This is a genomic window from Burkholderia sp. IDO3 (genome assembly GCF_003366075.1).
Classification (GTDB): Bacteria; Pseudomonadota; Gammaproteobacteria; order Burkholderiales; family Burkholderiaceae; genus Burkholderia; species Burkholderia anthina.
Genome location: NZ_CP028963.1, coordinates 1,814,224 through 1,833,268, shown reverse-complemented (window position 1 = coordinate 1,833,268; position 19,045 = coordinate 1,814,224). Strand labels below are relative to the sequence as shown.

The following is a 19,045-nucleotide window of genomic DNA, read 5'->3' as shown; positions in this document are numbered from 1 at the left end:
TCGTCCTTATTGGGTTTCCAGTTCGCCGAGCAGCGCGTCGATCGCGCTCGCCGCATCGGTTTCACCACGCGCCGCGCAGGCCGCATCGATCGCGTCCGCGCAGCGTGCGAGCGTGCGGGTGTCGAACAGCGTGCGCAGCGGCAGCGCGAGGCCCCAGTGCAGATTCGCCTGCGCATGCGCCTGCGTCGCGAGCAGCGAGTGACCGCCGAGCAGGAAGAAATCGTCGTCGCGGCCGATCGCGTCCACGTGCAGCACGCGCTGCCAGATCGCCGCGAGCGCACGCTCGGTGTCGGTGGCGAGTTCGACCGCGGCCGCCGCTTCACGCACCGGCGCGGGCAGCGCATGGCGGTCGCACTTGCCGTTCGGCGTGACCGGCAACGCGTCGAGCTCGATCAGTTGCGACGGCACCATGTACGCCGGCAGTTGCGCACGCAACGCATCGAGCAGCGCCGCGCGGTCGAGCGGGCCCGCGTCGCCACGTGCGACATAGGCAACCAGCTGCTCGTCGCGCACGATCACGACCGCGTCGTGCACGCCCGGCGCCGCGCGCAGCAACGCCTCGATTTCGCCCGGCTCGATCCGCTGGCCGCGCAGCTTCACCTGCGTGTCGACGCGGCCGAGGTAGTCGAGCGCGCCGTCGGCACGACGCCGCGCGAGGTCGCCGGTGCGGTACATGCGCGCGCCCGGCACGAACGGATCGGGCACGAAGCGCTCGGCGGTCAGTCCCGGGCGGCCGAGATAGCCGCGCGCGAGACCCGCGCCGGCCAGATACAGTTCGCCGGTCGCGCCGGCCGGCACCGGTTGCCATGCCGCGTCGAGCACGTGCAACTGCAGGTTCGCGATCGGATGGCCGATCGGCACCGCGATCGCGTTCGCGTCGTCGGGGCCGCAGGTCCAGTGCGACACGTCGATCGCGGCTTCCGTCGGCCCGTACAGGTTCACGAGCGTCGCGTTCGGCAGCAGCCGCGCGACCTTCGCGACGAGCTCGGGCGCAAGCGCCTCGCCGCTCGCGACGATCAGGCGCACGCTGTCGCATTGCGCGGCGGCCGAAAAATCGTCGAGATACGCGGCGAATGCGGCGAGCATCGACGGCACGAAGTGCAGCACCGTCACGCCGTGCGCGTGGATCGCGGCCGCGAGGCGTGCCGGGTCGCGGTGGTCGCCGGGCGCGGCGATCGCGAGCTTCGCGCCGATCGCGAGCGGCCACACGAATTCCCATACCGACACGTCGAAACCGAACGGCGTCTTGTGCAGCACGACGTCGTCGCGCGTGAGCCGGTACGCGTGCTGCATCCACGCGATCCGGTTCGCGAGCGCGCCGTGCGTGTTGCCAGCGCCTTTCGGCTTGCCGGTCGAGCCGGACGTGTAGATCAGGTATGCGAGCTGCGCATCGTCGATGCCGGTCGTGACGCCGGCGGATAGCTCGTCCGGTTCGTCGGCCAGCAGATCGGCCACCGTCAGCAGTTGGGTCGTCGCGCCGTCGCCGAGGGCGGCCTCGACCTGCTCGCGCAGATGCGCCTGCGTGATCGCGACGGCCGGACGCGCGTCCTGCAGCAGATACGCGATGCGCTCGGCCGGATAGTCGGGGTCGATCGGCAGGTACGCGGCGCCTGCCTTCAGCACGCCGACGAGCGCCGTCACCATGTCGAACGAACGCTCGACGCACAACGCGACCGGCGTGTCGGGCCGCACGCCGCGCCGGCGCAATGCAGCGGCGACGCGTGCCGTGCCCAGGTCGAGTTCGCGATAGGTTGCACGCTGCACGCGGCCATGCGAGTCCGCGTATTCGAGCGCGATCGCGTCCGGCGTCGCGCGCGCGGCGTCGGCGAATTGCAGATGCAGCGGCCGACGCTGCGCGTCCGGCCACGTCTGTGCGGTGTGCTGCGCGCGGGCCAGCGCATCGCGTGCCGCATCGTCCGCGACCGACAGCGTGCCGAGCAGCGCGTCCGGCGTGCGGGCCAGCGCGTCGAGCGCGCAGGCGAACGCGCGATGCCAGGTTTCGACCTGCCGCGCATCGATACGCGCGGTGTCGTAGCCATAGTCGATCGTCAGCGCGGCGCCGCTTTCGATCACGAGCGTCAGCGCGAAATCGGTCGCTTCGATGCTGCGCACGTCGCTCAGCGCGAGTGCGCGCGGATCGGCGTCGCGCGCCGTGTCGTCGACCGGGTAGTTCTCGAACACGACCAGCGTGTCGAACAGTGCGCCGCCGGCGCCGCGCGCCCAGCGCTGGATGTCGGCAAGCGGCGTATGCGCATGCTCGGCAGCGGCTGCGTTGTCGCTTTGCAGCGCCTGCAGCCAGTCGGCCGCGCGCTGTTGCGGCGCGGGCGCCGTGATCACCGGCAGCGTGTTGATGAAAAGACCGAGCACCGTGTCGACGTCCGCGAGCGCATCGGGACGGCCCGCGACGGTCGCGCCGAACGCGACGGCCGGCTGATGCGTCATGCGCTGCAACGCGAGCGCCCACGCGCCCTGCACCAAGGTGTTCACGGTCAGCTTCAGGGCCCGCGCGGTGTGCGCGACACGCGCCAGCGCATCGGCGCCGATCGTCGCACGCCACGTGACCATGTCGGCATCCGCACGGTCGGCCGCGCGCTCGGCGATCAGCGTCGGCGCGTCGAGGCGCGCGAGCCGGCCGGTCCAGAAGCGTTCGTCCGCATCGCGGTCGCGCGTGCCGAGCCACGCGATGAAGTCGCGATAGCGCAGCGCCGGGCGGCTCGCGAACGGCGACACCGCATCGGGGTCGCGATAGTCGCGCAGTACGTCCGCGAGCAGGCGCGCGGTGCTCCAGCCGTCGAGCAGCACATGGTGGCGCGTCCACACGACACGCCATGCGTCGTCGGCCACGCGGATCAGCGTGAGCCGCATCAGCGGCGGCTCGCGCCAGTCGAAGCCGCGAGCGCGATCGGCCGCGAGCCATGCGTCGAAATCGGCGTCGAGTGCGCCGCCGCGCGTGCGCCAGTCGAGCTGTTCGACCGGCATCCGCGCATGGCGGTGCACGCATTGCAGCGGCGCCGCTTCGTCGGGCATCACGCTGGTACGCAGGATGTCGTGGCGCGCGACCGACGCGGCGAACGCGGCCGCGAGCCGGTCGGCGTCGAGCGCCGTCGCGGTCGCGACGAGCTGGTTCACGTAGCTTGCGTGACCGGGCGCGAACAACGCATGGAACAGGATCCCCTGCTGCATCGGCGACAGTGGATAGACGTCGTCGATCGTGCGCCAGTCGAGCGGCGCGCGCTCGATCGCGGCCTGCGTGAGACCGGCCGTCTGCGCGAGCGGGAAATCGCCCGGCGTCGCACCGCCGCCGCGATGCGCGACGCGTGCCGCGCAGGCATCGGCAAGCGCGCGCAGCGCGTTCGCGAAGCGTTCGGCGAAGGCATCGATCGTCGCGCGTTCGAATTGCGGTGCGCCGTACACCCAATGCACTTTGAGCGTGCGGGCGCCGTCGCGATCGGTATCCAGATACGCGTGAATCGCGAGCGTGTTGCCGAGCGGGCCGTGGGGGTCGCGCTCGGTGCCGGTGCCGCCGAAGCGCGGCACGAGCGTCGCATCGCGCGGCGCGTCGAACTGGCCGAGATAGTTGAACGTGACGCGCGGGCGCGGCACGGCGGCCAGCGCCGCGCGCGTCGCCGCATCGCCGTAGTGTGCGAGCACACCGAAGCCGAGCCCCTTGTGCGGCACCGCGCGCAGCGTGTCCTTGACCGCGCACAGCGTATCGCGTGCGCTCGCGTCGACCGGCAGCGTCACCGGATAGTGGCTCGTCAGCCAGCCGATCGTCCGGCTCGCGTCCGCATCGTCGAACAGCGCCTCGCGGCCGTGTCCTTCGAGTTCGACGCGGCACGAAGCGGCGCCGTCGGCTTCAGTCAGCGCCAGCGCGAGCGCCGCGCCCAGCAGTTCGATCGTCTGCGTGCGATACGCGGCGTGCGCATCGGTCAGCGCCGCGCGGGTCAATGCCGCGTCGATCGTCTGCACGACGACGGCCGCATCGGCATTCGTCGCCGGTGCGTCGGGATGATCGGGCACGAGGTCGCCGCCCTGCGCCATCCCGACCCAGTATGCGGTTTCGGCCGCGAACGGCGACGCCGGGTCCGTCGCCGCGCGTGCCAGCCGCGCGGCCCATGCATCCGCACGCAGGCCCGGTTGCGACAGGCGAACCGGTGCGCGCTCGCATGCGGCGCGATAGGCCGAGTCGAGGTCGTCGAGCAGAATGCGCCACGACACGCCGTCGACGATCGCATGATGAATCGCCAGATAGAGCTGCGTCGAACCGTCCGGAAGCCGTGCCGCGCATGCGCACGCGAGCGGCCCGCGGCCAAGGTCGAGGCGGCGCTGCAATGCGTCGAAGCGCGCCAGTGCGTCGGCTTCGTCGCGTGCCGCGACTTCGACGAACGGCAGTGCGTCGTACGGCTTCGCCGCGTCGCTGGCGTGCCAGTTGCCGTTCGCGTCGCGCGTAAAGCGCTGGCGGAACGCATCGTGATGCGTGAGCAGCGCGTCGAACGCGCGTGCGAACGCGTCGGCGTCGAACGGGCCGCGCACGTCGAACGCGACCGACTGGTTCCAGTGGCCCGGGTGCGGCACGTCGAGCGCGAAGAAGCGCTGCTGGGCCGGTGTCAGGATCGCCGCGGCGGCCGGCGCGGCCTGGACTGGCGCCGGCGTTGCCGCGGCCGCCTCCTCCGTCTTCGCGATGCGCGCGAGCTCGGCGACCGTCGGGCCGTCGAACAGTTGTTTCGGCGTGAAGCGCACGCCGCGCTTGCGGGCCCGTGCGATCACCTGCAGCACGAGGATCGAGTCGCCGCCGAGTTCGAAGAAGTTGTCGTCGCGGCCGACGCGCGGCGCCTTCAGCACCGTTTGCCATACTTCGGCGAGCGCGGTTTCGACCGGACCCTGCGGCCCGTCGCCCGCTGCGACCGTCACCGGCACGGCAGCCAGCTCGCGCAGCGCGGCGCGATCGATCTTGCCGTTCGCAGTCACCGGCAGGCGCGCGAGCGCGACGAACTGCGCGGGCACCATGTAGTCGGGCAGCGTCGCGCCGAGTGCCGCGCGCACGGCGGCTTCGTCGAATGCCGCGCCGTCGCGCATCACGACGAACGTCGCGAGCCGCAGGCGGCCGTCGTGCTCGATCGCGAGCGTTTCGGCCTGCGCGATCGGGCCGGCCGCGCGGACGGCCGCGCTCACTTCGCCCGGTTCGACGCGATAGCCGCGAATTTTCACCTGGTCGTCGATGCGCCCGAGGAAGGCGATCCGGCCGTCCGCGCGCAAGCGCACGCGGTCGCCGGTGCGGTACAGGCGCGCGCCGGGCGTGAACGGATCGGGCACGAAGCGCTCGGCGGTCTGCGCCGGCCGGCTCAGGTAGCCGCGCGCGACGCCCGGCCCGCCCAGATACAGCTCGCCCGTTGCGCCTGCGGGCACGCATGCGCCGAACGCATCGAGCACCAGCGCGCGCGCATTCGGCAGCGGTGCGCCGAGCGGCACGCCGCTCGCGGGATCGCGCGCGTCGACGGCGATCGACGCGGTGTCGCACGCGATCGCGCCGACCGTCGCTTCGGTCGGCCCGTAATGGTTGATCACGCGGCAGGCCGGCGCGAGCGCGGCGAGACGCGCGACGAGCGCCCACGTCAGCGTTTCGCCGCCGGTCACGAGCGCGTGGCGCGGCAGCACGTCGGCCGGCGCGCGCGCGTCGAGCAGTGCCTGCAGGTGGCTCGGCACGATCTTCAACACGCCGACGTCGCGCCGACGCATTTCGTCAGCGAACAGGTCCGGGTCGAATGCGCATGCGGCCGGCAGCAGATGCAGCGTGCGGCCCGCGCACAGCGCGCCGAACAGCGTCGTGTGGCCGAGGTCGGCCGCGACGGTCGACACCATCGCGAACGACGCGTCCGGTGCGAACGCGAGTTCGTCGAGCATGCCCTGCACGTAGTCGGCGAGTGCGCCGTGCGACACGACAACGCCCTTCGGCGTGCCGGTCGAGCCCGACGTATAGATCAGATAGGCGCCCTGTTCGGGATGCGGCGCGACACGGACGCCGGCCGCATGGGCGAGCGTCGCGTCCTGCGCGAGCGTATCGACGTCGAGCGGTTGCGTGCCGGTGCCGGCCGGCCAGGCGGCCGCGTCCGCGACGAGCGCCCAGCGCGCGCCGCAATCGGCGGCAGCCGCGGCCAGTCGTGCGGCGGGCTGCGCCGGATCGAGCAGCACGGCCAGCGCACCGGCTTTCAGCGCACCGAGCAGGCCGGCGACGAAACGGGCCGAACGCTCGATGCAGACGACGACGGGCGCCTCGGCCGTTGCGCCGCGCAGTTTCAGTGCGTGTGCGATGCGGTTCGACGCGTCGTCGAGTTCGGCGAAGGTCAGCGATGCCGATGCATCGGCGAGCGCGACGCGATGCGGATAGGCGGCCGCCTGCCGCGCGAACGCGGCGACGATGTCCGCGTGCTCGACACGCAGCGCACGGCCGTCACGCGGCTGGCGCGAAACCGGCGACGCATCGCACGGCAATGCGGCCGTCGTGCGTTGCGGTTCGTGCGCCGCGGACGCGACCAGCGCCGCATAGCTGTCGAGCCATGCGCGCGCGGTATCGGCATCGATGCAGTCGGTCGCGTAGGCGGCGACCAGTTCGATGCCGTTCGCGTCATCGGTGAAATCCAGCGCGAAGTCGAAGCGCGCGGCAAGGTCGGGGCCCGGCGTCGCCACGGCGGTCGCGCCCGGCAGCACGCTGTCGTGGCGCGCATCGAACTGCTGCGCGAATTTCACGCGCAGCCATTCGTCGCCGCGCTTGACGGGCGGCTTCACCGCATCGACGACGCGCTCGAACGGCACGTCCTGATGCGCGACCGCATCGAGCGCCGCCGCGCGTGCGGCATCGACGAGCGCGCGGAACGACTGCGTCGGCGCCACGCGTACGCGCAGCGCCACCGTATTCAGGAACAGGCCGAGCAGCGCGCGGGTTTCCGGGCGCTGGCGATGCGCGACCGGCACCGCGACGACCACATCCGTCTCGCCGGTCACGCGCGACAGCCATGCATCGAGCGCGGCCAGCAGCACCGTGAATACCGTGGCCTGCGCATCGCGTGCGAGGCGCCGCACGTCGGCTGCGACCGCGTCAGGCAGGCGTACCGACGCGCGCGCGCCCTGCAGCGTGCGCGTCGCGCCCGGCTGACGGTCGACCGGCAGCGCGAGCGGGCCCGGCACGTCACGCAGCGCGCCGCGCCAGTAGTCGAGCTGTCGTTCGCCCTCGCCGCCGGCAAGCATGTCGCGCTGCCAGTCCGCATAGTCCGCGTACTGGATCGGCAGCCCGGGCAACGACGGTTCGCGGCCTTGCGCATACGCACGGTACGCGGTCGACAGTTCGTCGAACGCGCAGCGCGAGCTCCAGCCGTCGGTGATCGCGTGGTGCGCGGTCAGCAGCAGCCGGTGGCGATCGTCGGCGAGCACGAGAAGCGTCGCGCGCAGCAGCGGCCCGGCCGACAGATCGAACGGCGCACCCGCATCGCGTTCAGCCGCGCGCGCGGCTTGCGCATCGCGCGCAGCCGGCGATTGTGTGCGCAGGTCCAGCGTGGCGATCGCAACCGGCAGGTGTGCGTGGATGCGCTGCATCACGATGCCGTCGTCGTTGTCGACGAGCGTCGTGCGCCATGCCTCGTGCCGTCCGATCACGTGATCGAGCGCACGCTGCAGCGCGTCGCGGTCGAGCACGCCGTCGATCGTCCAGTGCGCGGCGATGTGATATGCGGCGCTTGCATCGAGCGTCTGCGCGAGTACCCAGAAACGTTGCTGTGCGAGCGATGCCGCGCGATCGGCGTACGGCGCGGCCGAGGCAGCCTCGCCGCGACGCGCGGAGATCGCGGCCAGCGGCTCGCCCGTTTCGCGTTCCGCGCGATCGACGTGCGCGGCCAGATCTGCGAGCGACGGATCGGCGAACAGCGTGTCGAGGCGCAGGTTCACGCGCAGTGCCGCACGAATCGCGGCCTGAAGCTGCATCGCGGCCAGCGAATCGGCGCCGAGCACGAAGAAGCGATCGTCGCGCGACGGCATGACATCGAGCGCCAGCAGCGTCTGCCAGACGCCGGCGATCTGCTGCTCGGTCGGCGTGTGCGGCGCGTCGCCCACGCGTTGCGCCGTGTCGCGTGCGGCGGCAATGCGCTCGCGCAGCGCGGCCCGGTCGATCTTGCCGTTCAGCGTATACGGCAGCGCATCGCACCGGACGAACCGGTGCGGCTGCCACGCCGCGGGCAATTGCGCACCCACGTGCGCCTTCAGCGCCGCATCGTCGGCGGCCGCGCGCAGCGCGACGCACGCGATCAGCCGCGTCGGCCCGTTGCCGGTTTCGGCGATCACCGCCGCATCGGCAACGGCCGGATGCGTGCGCAGGCACGCGGCGATTTCCGCGGGCTCTACACGCACGCCGCGCACCTGAACCTGATCGTCGAGCCGGCCGAGGTAATCGAATGCCCCGTCGTCGCGCAAGCGCGCGAGGTCGCCGGTGCGATAGACGCGCGCGCCCGGTTCGCCATCCGCGTCGGGAATGAAGCGCTCGGCCGTCAGCGCCGGACGGCCGTGATAGCCGCGCGCGAGACACACGCCGCCGAGCAGCAGCTCGCCGCCCTCGCTCGCTGCGTCGCCGTCCACACGCGCGACGCGCGGGCCGATCACGCGGCCGATCGGCAACGATGCATACGCATCGTCCGCCGCGAGCGCCGGCGTTTCGCCGGGCTCGACCGGCCACAGCATCGGCGAAATCACGGCCTCGGTCGGCCCGTAGCCGTTGATCAGGCGTACCGACGGAAACGTCCGGCGCACGAATTCGAACGCCTGCTGCGGCAGCGCCTCGCCGCCGAACGCGAGCACGCGCAATGCCGGCGGCACGCCGTCGCGCGCGGCGACGGCCGCGAATTCGCGCAGATACGCCGGCGGGAACGCGGCGACGTTGACCGCTTCGCGCACCATCAGCGCATGCGCGGCGTCCGGCGCGAACGGCTGCGGCGGCGCAATCGTCACGCTGGCGCCGACCGCGAGCGGCGCGAGCCAGCATTCGTGCGCGGCATCGAAATTGACCGACGCGAAATGCAGCAGGCAGTCGCCGTGCTCGATCGGCAGCGCGGCCGCGAGCGCGTCGCAATGCGCGGCGAGCGGCCCGTGCTCGACGACGACCGCCTTCGGCGTGCCGGTCGAACCCGACGTATAGATCATGTAGGCGGCCGAACGCGGATGCACCTGCGCGTCGTCGTGATCGTCGAAGGCAGCGGCATCCGCGCCGTCGGCGGTCACGGCCGTCGCATCGAACGCATGCTCGAACGGCGTGCCGAGCGCCGCGCGGCCTGCCGCGTCGACGATCCCGTGCCGCAACTGCGCATCCTGGACGATCCAGTCGAGGCGCGCCGCCGGATGGCGCGGATCGAGCGGCACGAACACGCCGCCCGCCTTCAGCACGGCCAGCAGCGCGACGAACAGCTCGCACGAGCGTTCGACGCACACGCCGACCCGCACTTCCGCGCCGACGCCGGCCGCGCGCAACTGGCGGGCAAGCCGCGACGCACGCGCGTCGAGCGCGCCGCGCGACAGGCGCAGATCGTTCTGGAAAGGTGCGGCGAGCGCGGGCGCGTCGGGCGCAACGCGCGCCAGTTCGCGGATTCGGTGATGCAGCGCAGTCGGGAAACTCGTCATGTGCGTGAAGTCCTTCGGTCCGGCCGCTTCGGCCAAGTCTCGGGGCCGCTTTGGGCGGCTTCACTGGTGTGACGAACGACGCGGCCGATTTTTTACCGTTTTGCGTGCAAATCGCGCACGGCCCCGCTTTCTTGAAGGAATCGCTAAATATTTGCGCGGCCCGTTCGTCTATCAGGAGGGAAAGCGGCAACCGGGCCCGTGCCCGCGCGCTGCTTTCGCATCAGTTTTTCCGTTTCCGCAGGTTTCGCCTGCCTCCTTATTACCGACGTTGCCGATGACAGCCGCCCACGAGCCTTCTTCCCCGCCGTCCCTCGACGCCTCCCCCGGCCGCCCCGCGGCGCGCCTGATCCTCGCGCTGCTGCGCGAAAGCCGCGCATCGCTCGCGCTGGCGCTCGTCGCCTGCGTGCTCAACGGCGTCGCGAGCGTGCTGCTCGTCGCGACGCTGAACCGCGCGCTCGCGCAGCCCGGCGCGGCCGATGCGTCGCTCGCGTGGCGCTTCGCGCTGTGCGCCGTGATCGCGCTCGTCACGCGCATCGTGTCGGGCACGCTGTTCGCACGGCTGTCGCAGGACACGATGGCGCGGCTGCGCGTGCACCTCGCGCGGCGCGTCGGCGCGGCCGAGCTGCGCGACATCGAGCGGATCGGCGCCGCCCCCGTGCAGTCGGTGCTGACCGACGACGCGACCAACGTGTCGATGCTGTTCTTCGCGCTGCCGAACCTGGTGATGCACGGCTCGATCGTGTTCGGCTGCCTCGGCTACCTCGCATGGCTGTCGTGGCCCGTGTGCCTGCTGGCACTCACCGCGATCGTCGCGGGCTCGCTCGGCTATCACACCGGCGACCGCCGCGCGATCGCGTCGCTCGAAGCGGCCGGCCACGCGCAGGACCGCCTGTTCGGCTATCTCGGCTCGCTGTTCTCCGGCGCGAAGGAGCTGAAGCTGCACGACGCGCGCGCGCGCCAGTTCGTCGACGGCCAGCTCGGCGCCGCGATCGGCGAGGTGCGCGATCACCGCCGCCGCGCGTTCAGCGCGTATGCGGTCGGCGTCGGCTGGATCATCTTCCTGTTCTACGTGTTCCTCGGCGCGGCCGCGTTCTGGCCGCAGCTCGGCGTGCACGCCGATGCCGGCACCGCGGCCGGCTACGTCGTCGTGTTCCTGTTCATGCTGGTGCCGCTCGACGGGCTGCTGAACAACCTGCCGACCGTCAACGCGGCGCGCGTGTCGCTCGGCCGGATCGAAGGCGTGATGGCCGAATTCGGCGCGCTGCGCACGGTGCCGCCCGCCAGCGATGCTCCCGACGTGCCGCCGGCCGGCGCGGTCACGCTGCGCGACGTCACGCATGCGTATTTCCACGAGCGCGACGAGCGGATGTTCCGGATCGGGCCGATCAACCTGACGATCCAGCCGGGCGAGCTCGTGTTCATCGTCGGCGGCAACGGCAGCGGCAAGACGACGCTCGCGAAGGTGCTGACGGGGCTTTACGAGCCCGAGGAAGGCGCGATCGAGGTCGACGGCCGCCCGATCGGCTGGCGCGAGCGCGCCGCGTACCGGCAGCGCTTCAGCGCGGTGTTCAACGATTTCCACCTGTTCGATGCGCTGCTCGGCATCGTCGATCCGGACGACCCGGAGCGCGCGCAGGCCGATGCGCGCGCGAATGCGCTCGTCGCGAAGCTCGCGCTCGATCACAAGGTGAAGGTCGTCGACGGCGCGTTCTCGAACCGTGCGCTGTCGACCGGCCAGCGCAAGCGGCTCGCGCTCGTCGTCGCGTATCTGGAGGACCGGCCGTTCTACCTGTTCGACGAATGGGCGGCCGATCAGGATCCGTCGTTCAAGGCCGTGTTCTACGAACAACTGCTGCCCGAGCTGCGCGCGCGCGGCAAGGCCGTGATCGTGATCACGCACGACGACCGCTATTTCGGTCTCGCCGACCGGCTGCTGAAGCTCGACAACGGGCAGATCGTCAGCGATACGACGCCTGCGCGCTCGCAGGCGCGGAATGGCATCGACGCGTTGAGCGCGTAAGCGAAAGGTTTACCGCCCGCGCGCCGTGATTGCGGTGCGCGGGCGGTGCGCCGGTTCGGCCAGGAAGATCGGAAGGTCGGGAAATCAGAAGATCCGGAACGGCATGCGGCCCGACGTGCGCGCGACGCAAGCGCAATACGGTTCGTCCGGCACGACGATGCACCACCTTTCCGTCAGACCGCCGCCCCGCCCGCTGGCGTTCCATCACGCATTCAACGCACGGCCGGCAGCTTCAGCATCGTATCGGTCATCACGTCGGCCAGCTTCAGCGCCGACATCGGGCCGCCGAATCCCCAGATGTTGCGCTCGATCAGCGCGATCCGGTGGTCACGCAGCGCGGGCACGAAACGCCACACCGGCGAATCGAGTTTCGCCGACAGCGGCACGTCCATCCCCGTCGCGGTGACGAACAGCACGGCCAGGTCGCGCTGCCTGAGCAGGTCGGCGGACGTCACGTACAGCGTGCCTTCGCGCGTCGGCTTCCGCGGCCACGGTTCGAGCCCGAGCGCGCGCGCGAGGCCCGCCGACGTGCTGTTGCCCGTATAGGCCCAGTAGCGGTCGGGCAGCCCGAGATCCTGCAGCAGTGCGATGCGTTCGCCGCTGCGCCCGGCCGCCTTGAGCCGCGACGCATTGCGCGCGAGGCCCGCGTCGAGTTGCGCGTCGACCGCCTGCGCACGCGCATCGCGGCCGGTCACGGCGCCGATCGTCCGGAAAATCTGCCGCATCCAGTCGAGCTGCGTGACGGGCACGCCGTCTTCCGACACGTTCGGGCTGAACTGGAACAGGATCGTCGGCGCGATCCGGTCGAGCGCGTCGAAGATCGGCGCATGGCGGAAGCCGACGCCGATGATCAGATCGGGCTTCACCGCGGCGATCGCCTCGAGCCCCGGCTCCTGTCGCGAGCCGATGTCGGTCACGTGCGCGAGCCGGTCGCTCTCGTAGCCGAGCCAGCCCGGATAGAACGCGGTATCGGCCATGCCGACCGGCACGATGTCGAGCGCGATCACGCTTTCCGCGAACATGAAGTCGAGTGCGACCACGCGTTGCGGGCGTACCGGCATCGTCTTGCTCGCCTGCGACACGACCGGATTGCCGGCGAGCGAAGAGCGCCCCGGTTGCGAAGTCGTGCCGCGCGCATCCTCCGCGGCGGCGGCTGCGCCGTTCGGTGCGACGAACGCGCCGCAGCACGCAGCGCCGAGCGCGGCCAGCGCACCGAGCGCATGACGGCGGCCGGCATGCGTCACCGGATCGCGTCCTGCCCGGCCAGCGCCGCGTCGTCCATCGTCAGTAGCAGGGGGCAGCTTCCACACAGTTGCGTTTCTCCAGGAATTTCATAACGCAGGCAGCACACGCGGCGCGCGCGAAACGGCGTCGGCAGCAGCGACGAGCGCGGCACGGCATCGCGCACCGGCAGACGCAGCGGATTCGGCTCGCCGTGCACGCAGGCCGCGCCGAACAGCCAGTCCGCATCGCGCACCGGATCCGCGCTGCACGGCAGCGACCGGTACGTGTCGAGCAGATAGTCGAGCAGGTTGCCCGCGTTGCTCCACAGCACGCGCGGCGTGACGCGGCCCATCGCCGCGAGCAGGTCGATCACCGTGCCGAGGTGCGCGACGAGCCCCGCGTAACGCCGTGCGGGTTCGTCGCACGGCGCACCGAGCGCGTCCCGCGCGAAATACAATGCGGCCGGCATGCCGTCGTCGAGCGCGACGAACGTGCGCTCCGGCGCCATGTCGAGCGGCCGGCCGAGCGTCAGCGCGGCAACCACGCCGGCGGGCGCGGCACGCCCGAAGTAGTACTTGCTCCATTGCGACATCAGCGCACGCGCATGCTGCGCCGGGTCGCCGCCGTAGTGACGGACCATCGCGTCGAGCACCGCCTCGCGATGCTCGGGCAGCGCGACGACGGGCACGACGATGCGCCCCGGCGGCGCATGGGCGTCATCGGGCATCCCGAGCCACACGACGTCGAGATGCCCGGCAAACGCCGCGGGCGCGAACGCCGAGAACCGCGTGGCGCGCGCGCTGTCGAGCGCCGGCGTCACCGGCCCGCGCGCCGGGCGCGGCGCCCCTCGAGAATCAGCAGTCCGAGCAGATACGGTGCGCCGATCAGCGCGGTCAGCACGCCGGCCGGCACTTCGCGCGGCGCGACCACCGTGCGGGCCGCCAGATCGGCGAAGCCGAGAATCAGCGCGCCGCACGCCGCCGCGAGCCACAGGCGCGTGCGGTGCCGGCGTGCGCCGAGCATCGTCGCGACGTGCGGCGCCATCAGCCCGATGAAACCGACCGGACCGACCGCCGCGACGGCCGCACATGCGGCGAGCGTGGCGATCGTCAGCGCGAGCGGCCGCAGCGCGGCGACCGGCAGGCCGAGCGCGGCCGCCTGGTCGTCGCCGAGCGCGAGCATGTCGAGCGGCCGGGCGAGCCATGCGAAGACGGGCACCGCCAATACGCACCACGGCAGCAGCATCGACACCTCGCCCCAGCTGCGGCCATAGGTACCGCCGACGAGCCAGACGACGAAGCGCGCGGGCTGCACGCTTTGCTGCGTGATCAGCCACTGCGCGAGCGTGGTCCACAGCGCGCCGATCACGATGCCGGTCAGCGCGACGGCCAGCGGCGCATAACGATGCCGGTGATTCAGCGCGAGCGTGATCGCGAGCGACAAGCCGCCGCCGATCAGCGCGGCCGCGGCGAGCGTCACGTGCCCCATCAGCGGCCATGTCGACAACGCGACCAGCGTGACCAGCCCCGCGCCCTGCGTGACGCCGAGCACTTCGGGGCCGGCGAGCGGGTTGCGCACGACGCTCTGCATCGCGACGCCGCTCACGGCGAGCAGCGCACCCGCGAGAAGCGCGCACAGCAAGCGCGGCATGCGCAGGTCGATCATCATCCGCGCGACGGCATCGTGACCCGACAGCGCGGCGGACCAGCGCGCGGGCGACAGCCATTCGGGGCCGGCCGACACGCCGACGAACACCGCGAGCACGGCAAGCGCGACGAACAGCCCGGTGCGCAACGGCCAGCCGAGCCGTTCGAGCCGGCCCACCACGCGCGTCGAACCGCTGCCTGCCGCGCGTTCGCCCTCCGCGTGCAACACGCCCGACCACGCCGCGCCGCGCCGGATCATCGCGAGCATCAGCGGCGTGCCGACGAGCGCGATCGCGACGCCGGTCGACAGCGTCGCGTCGAGGCCCGATGCGAGCACCGCGCTGTCGGTGACGAGCACCAGCGCGCCACCTGCGAGCGCGGACAACGGCACCAGCACGCCGAGCCGTGCCGCACGCGCGCCGCGCACCTGGCGCAGCAGGTTCGGCGCCACGAGACCGACGTACGACAGCGGGCCCGCGATGCTGACGGCCACGCTCGTGAACGCGACCGCGACGATCGTCGCGGCGAGCCGTGTCGCGTCGACGCGCACGCCGGCCGCGGCCGCCGCATCGTCGCCGAGCGCGAGCGGATTCAGCGGCCGGATCACGAACGGCAGCGCGACCAGCGGCACGACGAGCCAGCGCGCGGCGAGCGCAAGCCCTGCCGCGCCCGGTTGATAAAGGCTGCCGTTGGTCCACAGCGCGGCGCCCGCGATGTTCTGCTCGAAAAACGCGAGCACGAGCGTCGACAGCGCGGCGAACAGCAGCATGCAGACGCTGCCGGCGAGCACGAGCCGCAGCGGCGTCGCGCGCCAGCCGCCGGCCGCGACGATCGCGCACGCGGCGGCGATCAGCCCGCAGACGAACAGCAGCGGCACCGATGCGACGCCCGCGAGCGCCGGGACCAGCATCGCCGCCAGCAGCCCGAGCTGCGCGCCGCCCGTCACGCCGAGCAGATCGGGCGACGCGAGCGGATTGCGCGTGAGCGACTGGAACAGCGCGCCGGCGACGCCGAGGCAGCCGCCCGCGACGAGCGCGGCCGCGACGCGCGGCAGATTGAGGTCGAACAGGAACACGTGGGCGAGCGCGGCGGCATCGCTGCCCGGCGCCGCGTTCCACCACGCGCGCAGGTCGGGGGCCACGCGCAGCACGGCCAGCACCGCGATCAGCGCGACGAGGCCGAGCGCGATCGCGCCGGCCCGACGGCCGGCGGCGGCGCCCTGCCCGCTCGCCGCAAGACGCTTGCGCATCGCGAACGTCGTCATGCCGCGACGTCCCGGTCGAGTGCGCCCGCCGCGTGCGACGCGCCCGACGCCGTCGGCCCGTAGGCCGGCACGCACATCGGCGCGCCCGTCTGCGGATGCGCGAGCTTCAGCATGTCGACGCCGAACGCGGCACGCAACCGCGCGGGATCGAGCATCGCGTCGGGCGTGCCTTGCGCGACGAGGCGGCCGGCGCGCATCAGCACGATGTCGTCGCTGTACGCGGCCGCCTGGTTCAGGTCGTGCAACACCCATACGATCGTCAGTCCGCGCGTGCGGTTCAGCGTGCGCAGCGCATCGAGGATGTCGAGCTGGTGATGGATGTCGAGATAGGTCGTCGGTTCGTCGAGCAGCACGATCGGCGCCTGCTGCGCGAGCGCCATCGCGATCCACGCGCGTTGCCGTTCGCCGCCCGACAGCGCGCCGACGTCGCGTTCCGCGTCGCCCGCGAGGCCGCTCGTGTCGAGCGCCTCGTCGATCGCCGCATGGTCGGCGCGCGACAGCCCGCGCAGGAAACCGCCGTACGCGTAGCGCCCGTAGGCGACGAGTTCGCGCACGGTGAGCCCCGACGGAATCTGGTTGAACTGCGCGAGCATCGTCAGCTCGCGCGCGAGCGCGCGACGGCGAAACGACGCGAGCGGCCGGCCGTTCACGTCGACCTGCCCGGCAAGCGCGGGCTGCAGGCCCGCGAGCGTGCGCAACAGCGTGCTCTTGCCGCAGCCGTTCGGCCCGCACAGCGCCGTTACGCGGCCGGCCGCGATCGACAGGTCCAGCCCGTCGATCACGACATGGTCGCGATAACCCACCGTCAGCCCGCGCGCGGCAAGCGCGGCGGTACTACGCGTCATCGGTCCTCCGTCTGGTCGCCGTGTAACTCTGCGCCATCGCGACGACCACCTTGCGCGGCCCTTCGAACGGGTCGCGCGCATGTGCGCTCAGCATGTTGTCGAGCATCAGCACGTCGCCCGTGCGCCACGGAAACACGATGCGCTGGCGATCGAGCACGCCGCGAATCTCCGCGAGCGCGTCGGCCTCGAGCGGCGCGCCGTCACCGTAGTACACGTTGCGCGGCACGTTTTCGAGCCCGACCGCGTCGACGAGCGCTTCCTGCATGTCGTCGTCGAGCGCGGACAGGTGAAACAGGTTCGCCTGGTTGAACCACACGCGATCGCCGGTGCGCGGATGGCGCGCGACGGCCTGACAGCGTTCGCGGGTGCGCAACAGCAGTTCGCCGTCGTCGTCGGTACGCCATGCGCATTCGATGCCGCGCGCCGCGCACATCCGTTCGACCTCGGCCGGTTCGCCGGTGCCGAACGATTGCTGCCACGGCAGGTCGAGCCCCTGGCCGAAGTTGCGCACGTACAGCAGCTCGCGCTGCTCGAAGCGCGCAACCAGCGCCGGATCGAGCGCGCGATAGACGGCACGGCTGTCCGCGATCGGCGTCGCGCCGCCCTTGGGCGCCGCCAGCGCGCAATGGAACCAGATCCGCAGCGGCCATTCGCGCGTGTACGACTGCTCGTTGTGCAGCGGAATCGCGCGGTGCGGCGGGTATTCGGTCGACGTGTAGACGGCGCCTTCGACCTGGCTGCGCGGCGTCGACGCGTATTCATAGCCGATCAGCGGATCGCCGAACGATGCCGCGAACCGCTGGAACGCGTCGATCGACGGCACGTGAAAGCCCGTGAACAGCACACCGCCCGCCCGTTCGAGCGTGTCGGCCGCGATGGCGTGCGCGAGCGGCGCGACTTCGTCGATCGACATGCCGTCGGCGCTGCGCGGCGACACGACGGTGGGCAGCCCCGGCTCGATACGCAGGTCGTCGAGCGTCGGCAACGAAAGCAGGGTCATGCAACGTCCTCTTCAGGTGGCGCGCCGGATCCCGGCGCAGCGGGTCACGACGCGCGCGATGCGCGCGCGCCGTCCATCGCGCGGCGCAGGCTCGCCGGGCGCATGTCGGTCCAGACGGTTTCGATGTGCGCGAGACACTCGGCTTTCGTGCCGCGCACGCCCACCTCGCGCCAGCCGGCCGGCACGGGCCGGAACGTCGGCCAGATCGAATACTGTTCTTCGTCGTTGATGACGACCGTGTGGATCAGGTCGTCGATGTCGGCGGAAGGCGTCGTGGCTTGCGTCATGATCGGAAAAAAGCGGAAGACGGTTGAAGGAGGCGAAGCGGCGAACCCGGCGAACTGTCGAATTGGCCGCTCCTGTGTTGAAGACGATTGGCCGGCGCGATTTTTTACCGCCGCCGCGCACGACCGCCGAGAAACACCGGACACGCGACGCCGCGATGGCACGCGTCGAGACATTCCGCGCAGTGCCGCTCCGCGTCGCGCACCATGAAATGCACGAGCGTCTGCGACACGTTCAGCGCGCGCGCCGCGGTCTGCAGCGTTTCCTCGCGCAGCCGCACCATCTCGAACGCCGCGCGGCTGCGCGCCGGCAGATCGTCGAGCGCGGCCCATACACGGCGCAGCGTGTCGCGCGTCAGCAGCGCGGCTTCGGGCGTCGGTTCCGGCGACGGCACGTCGAAGCCGTCGTCCTCTTCCGTGTGATAGACGTTCTCGAGGCTTTGCCGGCGGCACGCGTCGATCGACGCGTTGCGCACCATCCGCGTCACGTACGCGACCGGCTGGCGCACCGCATCCTGGTTCGGGAATTCGACGAGCTTCACGAACACGTCGTGCACGACGTCCTCGGCCCGGCTCGCGCAGCCGACGAAACCGCGCGCGACGTTGACCAGCATCGCCCGATGCGAAATCAGCACGTCGAGCAGCGCACCCTGCGCCTGCCGCTCCGCGGCCCGGTTCGCACGTGGCGCGGCGCGCGACGGCAGGTCCGGATAACTGCCGAGGAACGGGTTTGCCGTTGCCGCTGCCGGTCGTTCGAGCACTTCCGCCATTGCCATCGATCTGCTCCGTCAAATTCCGAGATAACGCAATTTAACGTAAACGCAAATCATTCTCAATCACATTCCCCTATTTCCCTGCCGTCAATCGGGATTTGTCTGATCAATTGGCGAAATCGTCGTCCGGGCGGATGTGTATCCGTCATCGATCGGCACGCGCGGAGAAGCTTTCCGACTGAAAGGCGTCGTGCGGCGCCCGTCAGGCATCGAACGTCCGCGCCGGACCTGCATCGCGCATGGCACGCGGCGAATTTCGCGCCCGCGCGGCCGTCTTGCGCGGCGCCGACACGATCTTTCAACCAGCCGACGAGGCGGGCTGCCTTGTCATGTAC

General features: G+C 71.5%; 9 protein-coding genes. 1 reads left to right on the top strand and 8 read right to left on the bottom strand.

From position 1 onward, the window contains the following. Positions 1-6: 6 nt before the first annotated feature. On the bottom strand, positions 7-9,654 hold the full coding sequence (locus DCN14_RS23115) for a non-ribosomal peptide synthetase (protein WP_096505466.1): 9,648 nt from the start codon (positions 9,652-9,654) through the stop codon (positions 7-9). A 274-nt stretch (positions 9,655-9,928) separates the two neighbouring features. Here DCN14_RS23115 and DCN14_RS23110 point away from each other — a divergent pair, with 274 nt between their 5' ends. Beyond that, entirely contained in the window at positions 9,929-11,674 is a 1,746-nt protein-coding gene (locus DCN14_RS23110; protein WP_096505362.1) for a cyclic peptide export ABC transporter, read from the top strand. Between the two features lie 212 nt (positions 11,675-11,886). On the opposite strand, the gene DCN14_RS23105 is transcribed toward DCN14_RS23110, so the two are convergent. From DCN14_RS23105 to DCN14_RS23075, 7 genes are all read right to left on the bottom strand, one after another. After that, a complete protein-coding gene (locus DCN14_RS23105; protein ID WP_096505364.1) occupies positions 11,887-12,918 on the bottom strand; it encodes an iron-siderophore ABC transporter substrate-binding protein in 1,032 nt (343 codons plus the stop codon). Beyond that, positions 12,915-13,718, bottom strand: coding sequence for a siderophore-iron reductase FhuF (gene fhuF / locus DCN14_RS23100; RefSeq protein ID WP_096505366.1), 804 nt, complete (start codon positions 13,716-13,718; stop codon positions 12,915-12,917). Before fhuF ends, DCN14_RS23105 begins: the two co-directional genes overlap by 4 nt. After that, positions 13,715-15,808 (bottom strand): Fe(3+)-hydroxamate ABC transporter permease FhuB, encoded by a 2,094-nt coding sequence (gene fhuB, locus DCN14_RS23095; RefSeq protein WP_096505368.1) that lies wholly within the window; start codon positions 15,806-15,808, stop codon positions 13,715-13,717. Before fhuB ends, fhuF begins: the two co-directional genes overlap by 4 nt. Further along, entirely contained in the window at positions 15,805-16,653 is an 849-nt protein-coding gene (locus DCN14_RS23090) for an ABC transporter ATP-binding protein (RefSeq protein ID WP_096505370.1), read from the bottom strand. Before DCN14_RS23090 ends, fhuB begins: the two co-directional genes overlap by 4 nt. Next, a complete protein-coding gene (locus tag DCN14_RS23085; protein ID WP_096505372.1) occupies positions 16,643-17,653 on the bottom strand; it encodes a TauD/TfdA family dioxygenase in 1,011 nt (336 codons plus the stop codon). The genes DCN14_RS23090 and DCN14_RS23085 overlap by 11 nt, the downstream gene beginning before the upstream one ends. Before the next feature lie 44 nt (positions 17,654-17,697). Further along, entirely contained in the window at positions 17,698-17,940 is a 243-nt protein-coding gene (locus tag DCN14_RS23080) for an MbtH family NRPS accessory protein (RefSeq protein ID WP_096505374.1), read from the bottom strand. A gap of 104 nt (positions 17,941-18,044) precedes the next feature. Continuing rightward, entirely contained in the window at positions 18,045-18,713 is a 669-nt protein-coding gene (locus DCN14_RS23075) for an RNA polymerase factor sigma-70 (RefSeq protein WP_096505376.1), read from the bottom strand. Positions 18,714-19,045: the final 332 nt, after the last annotated feature.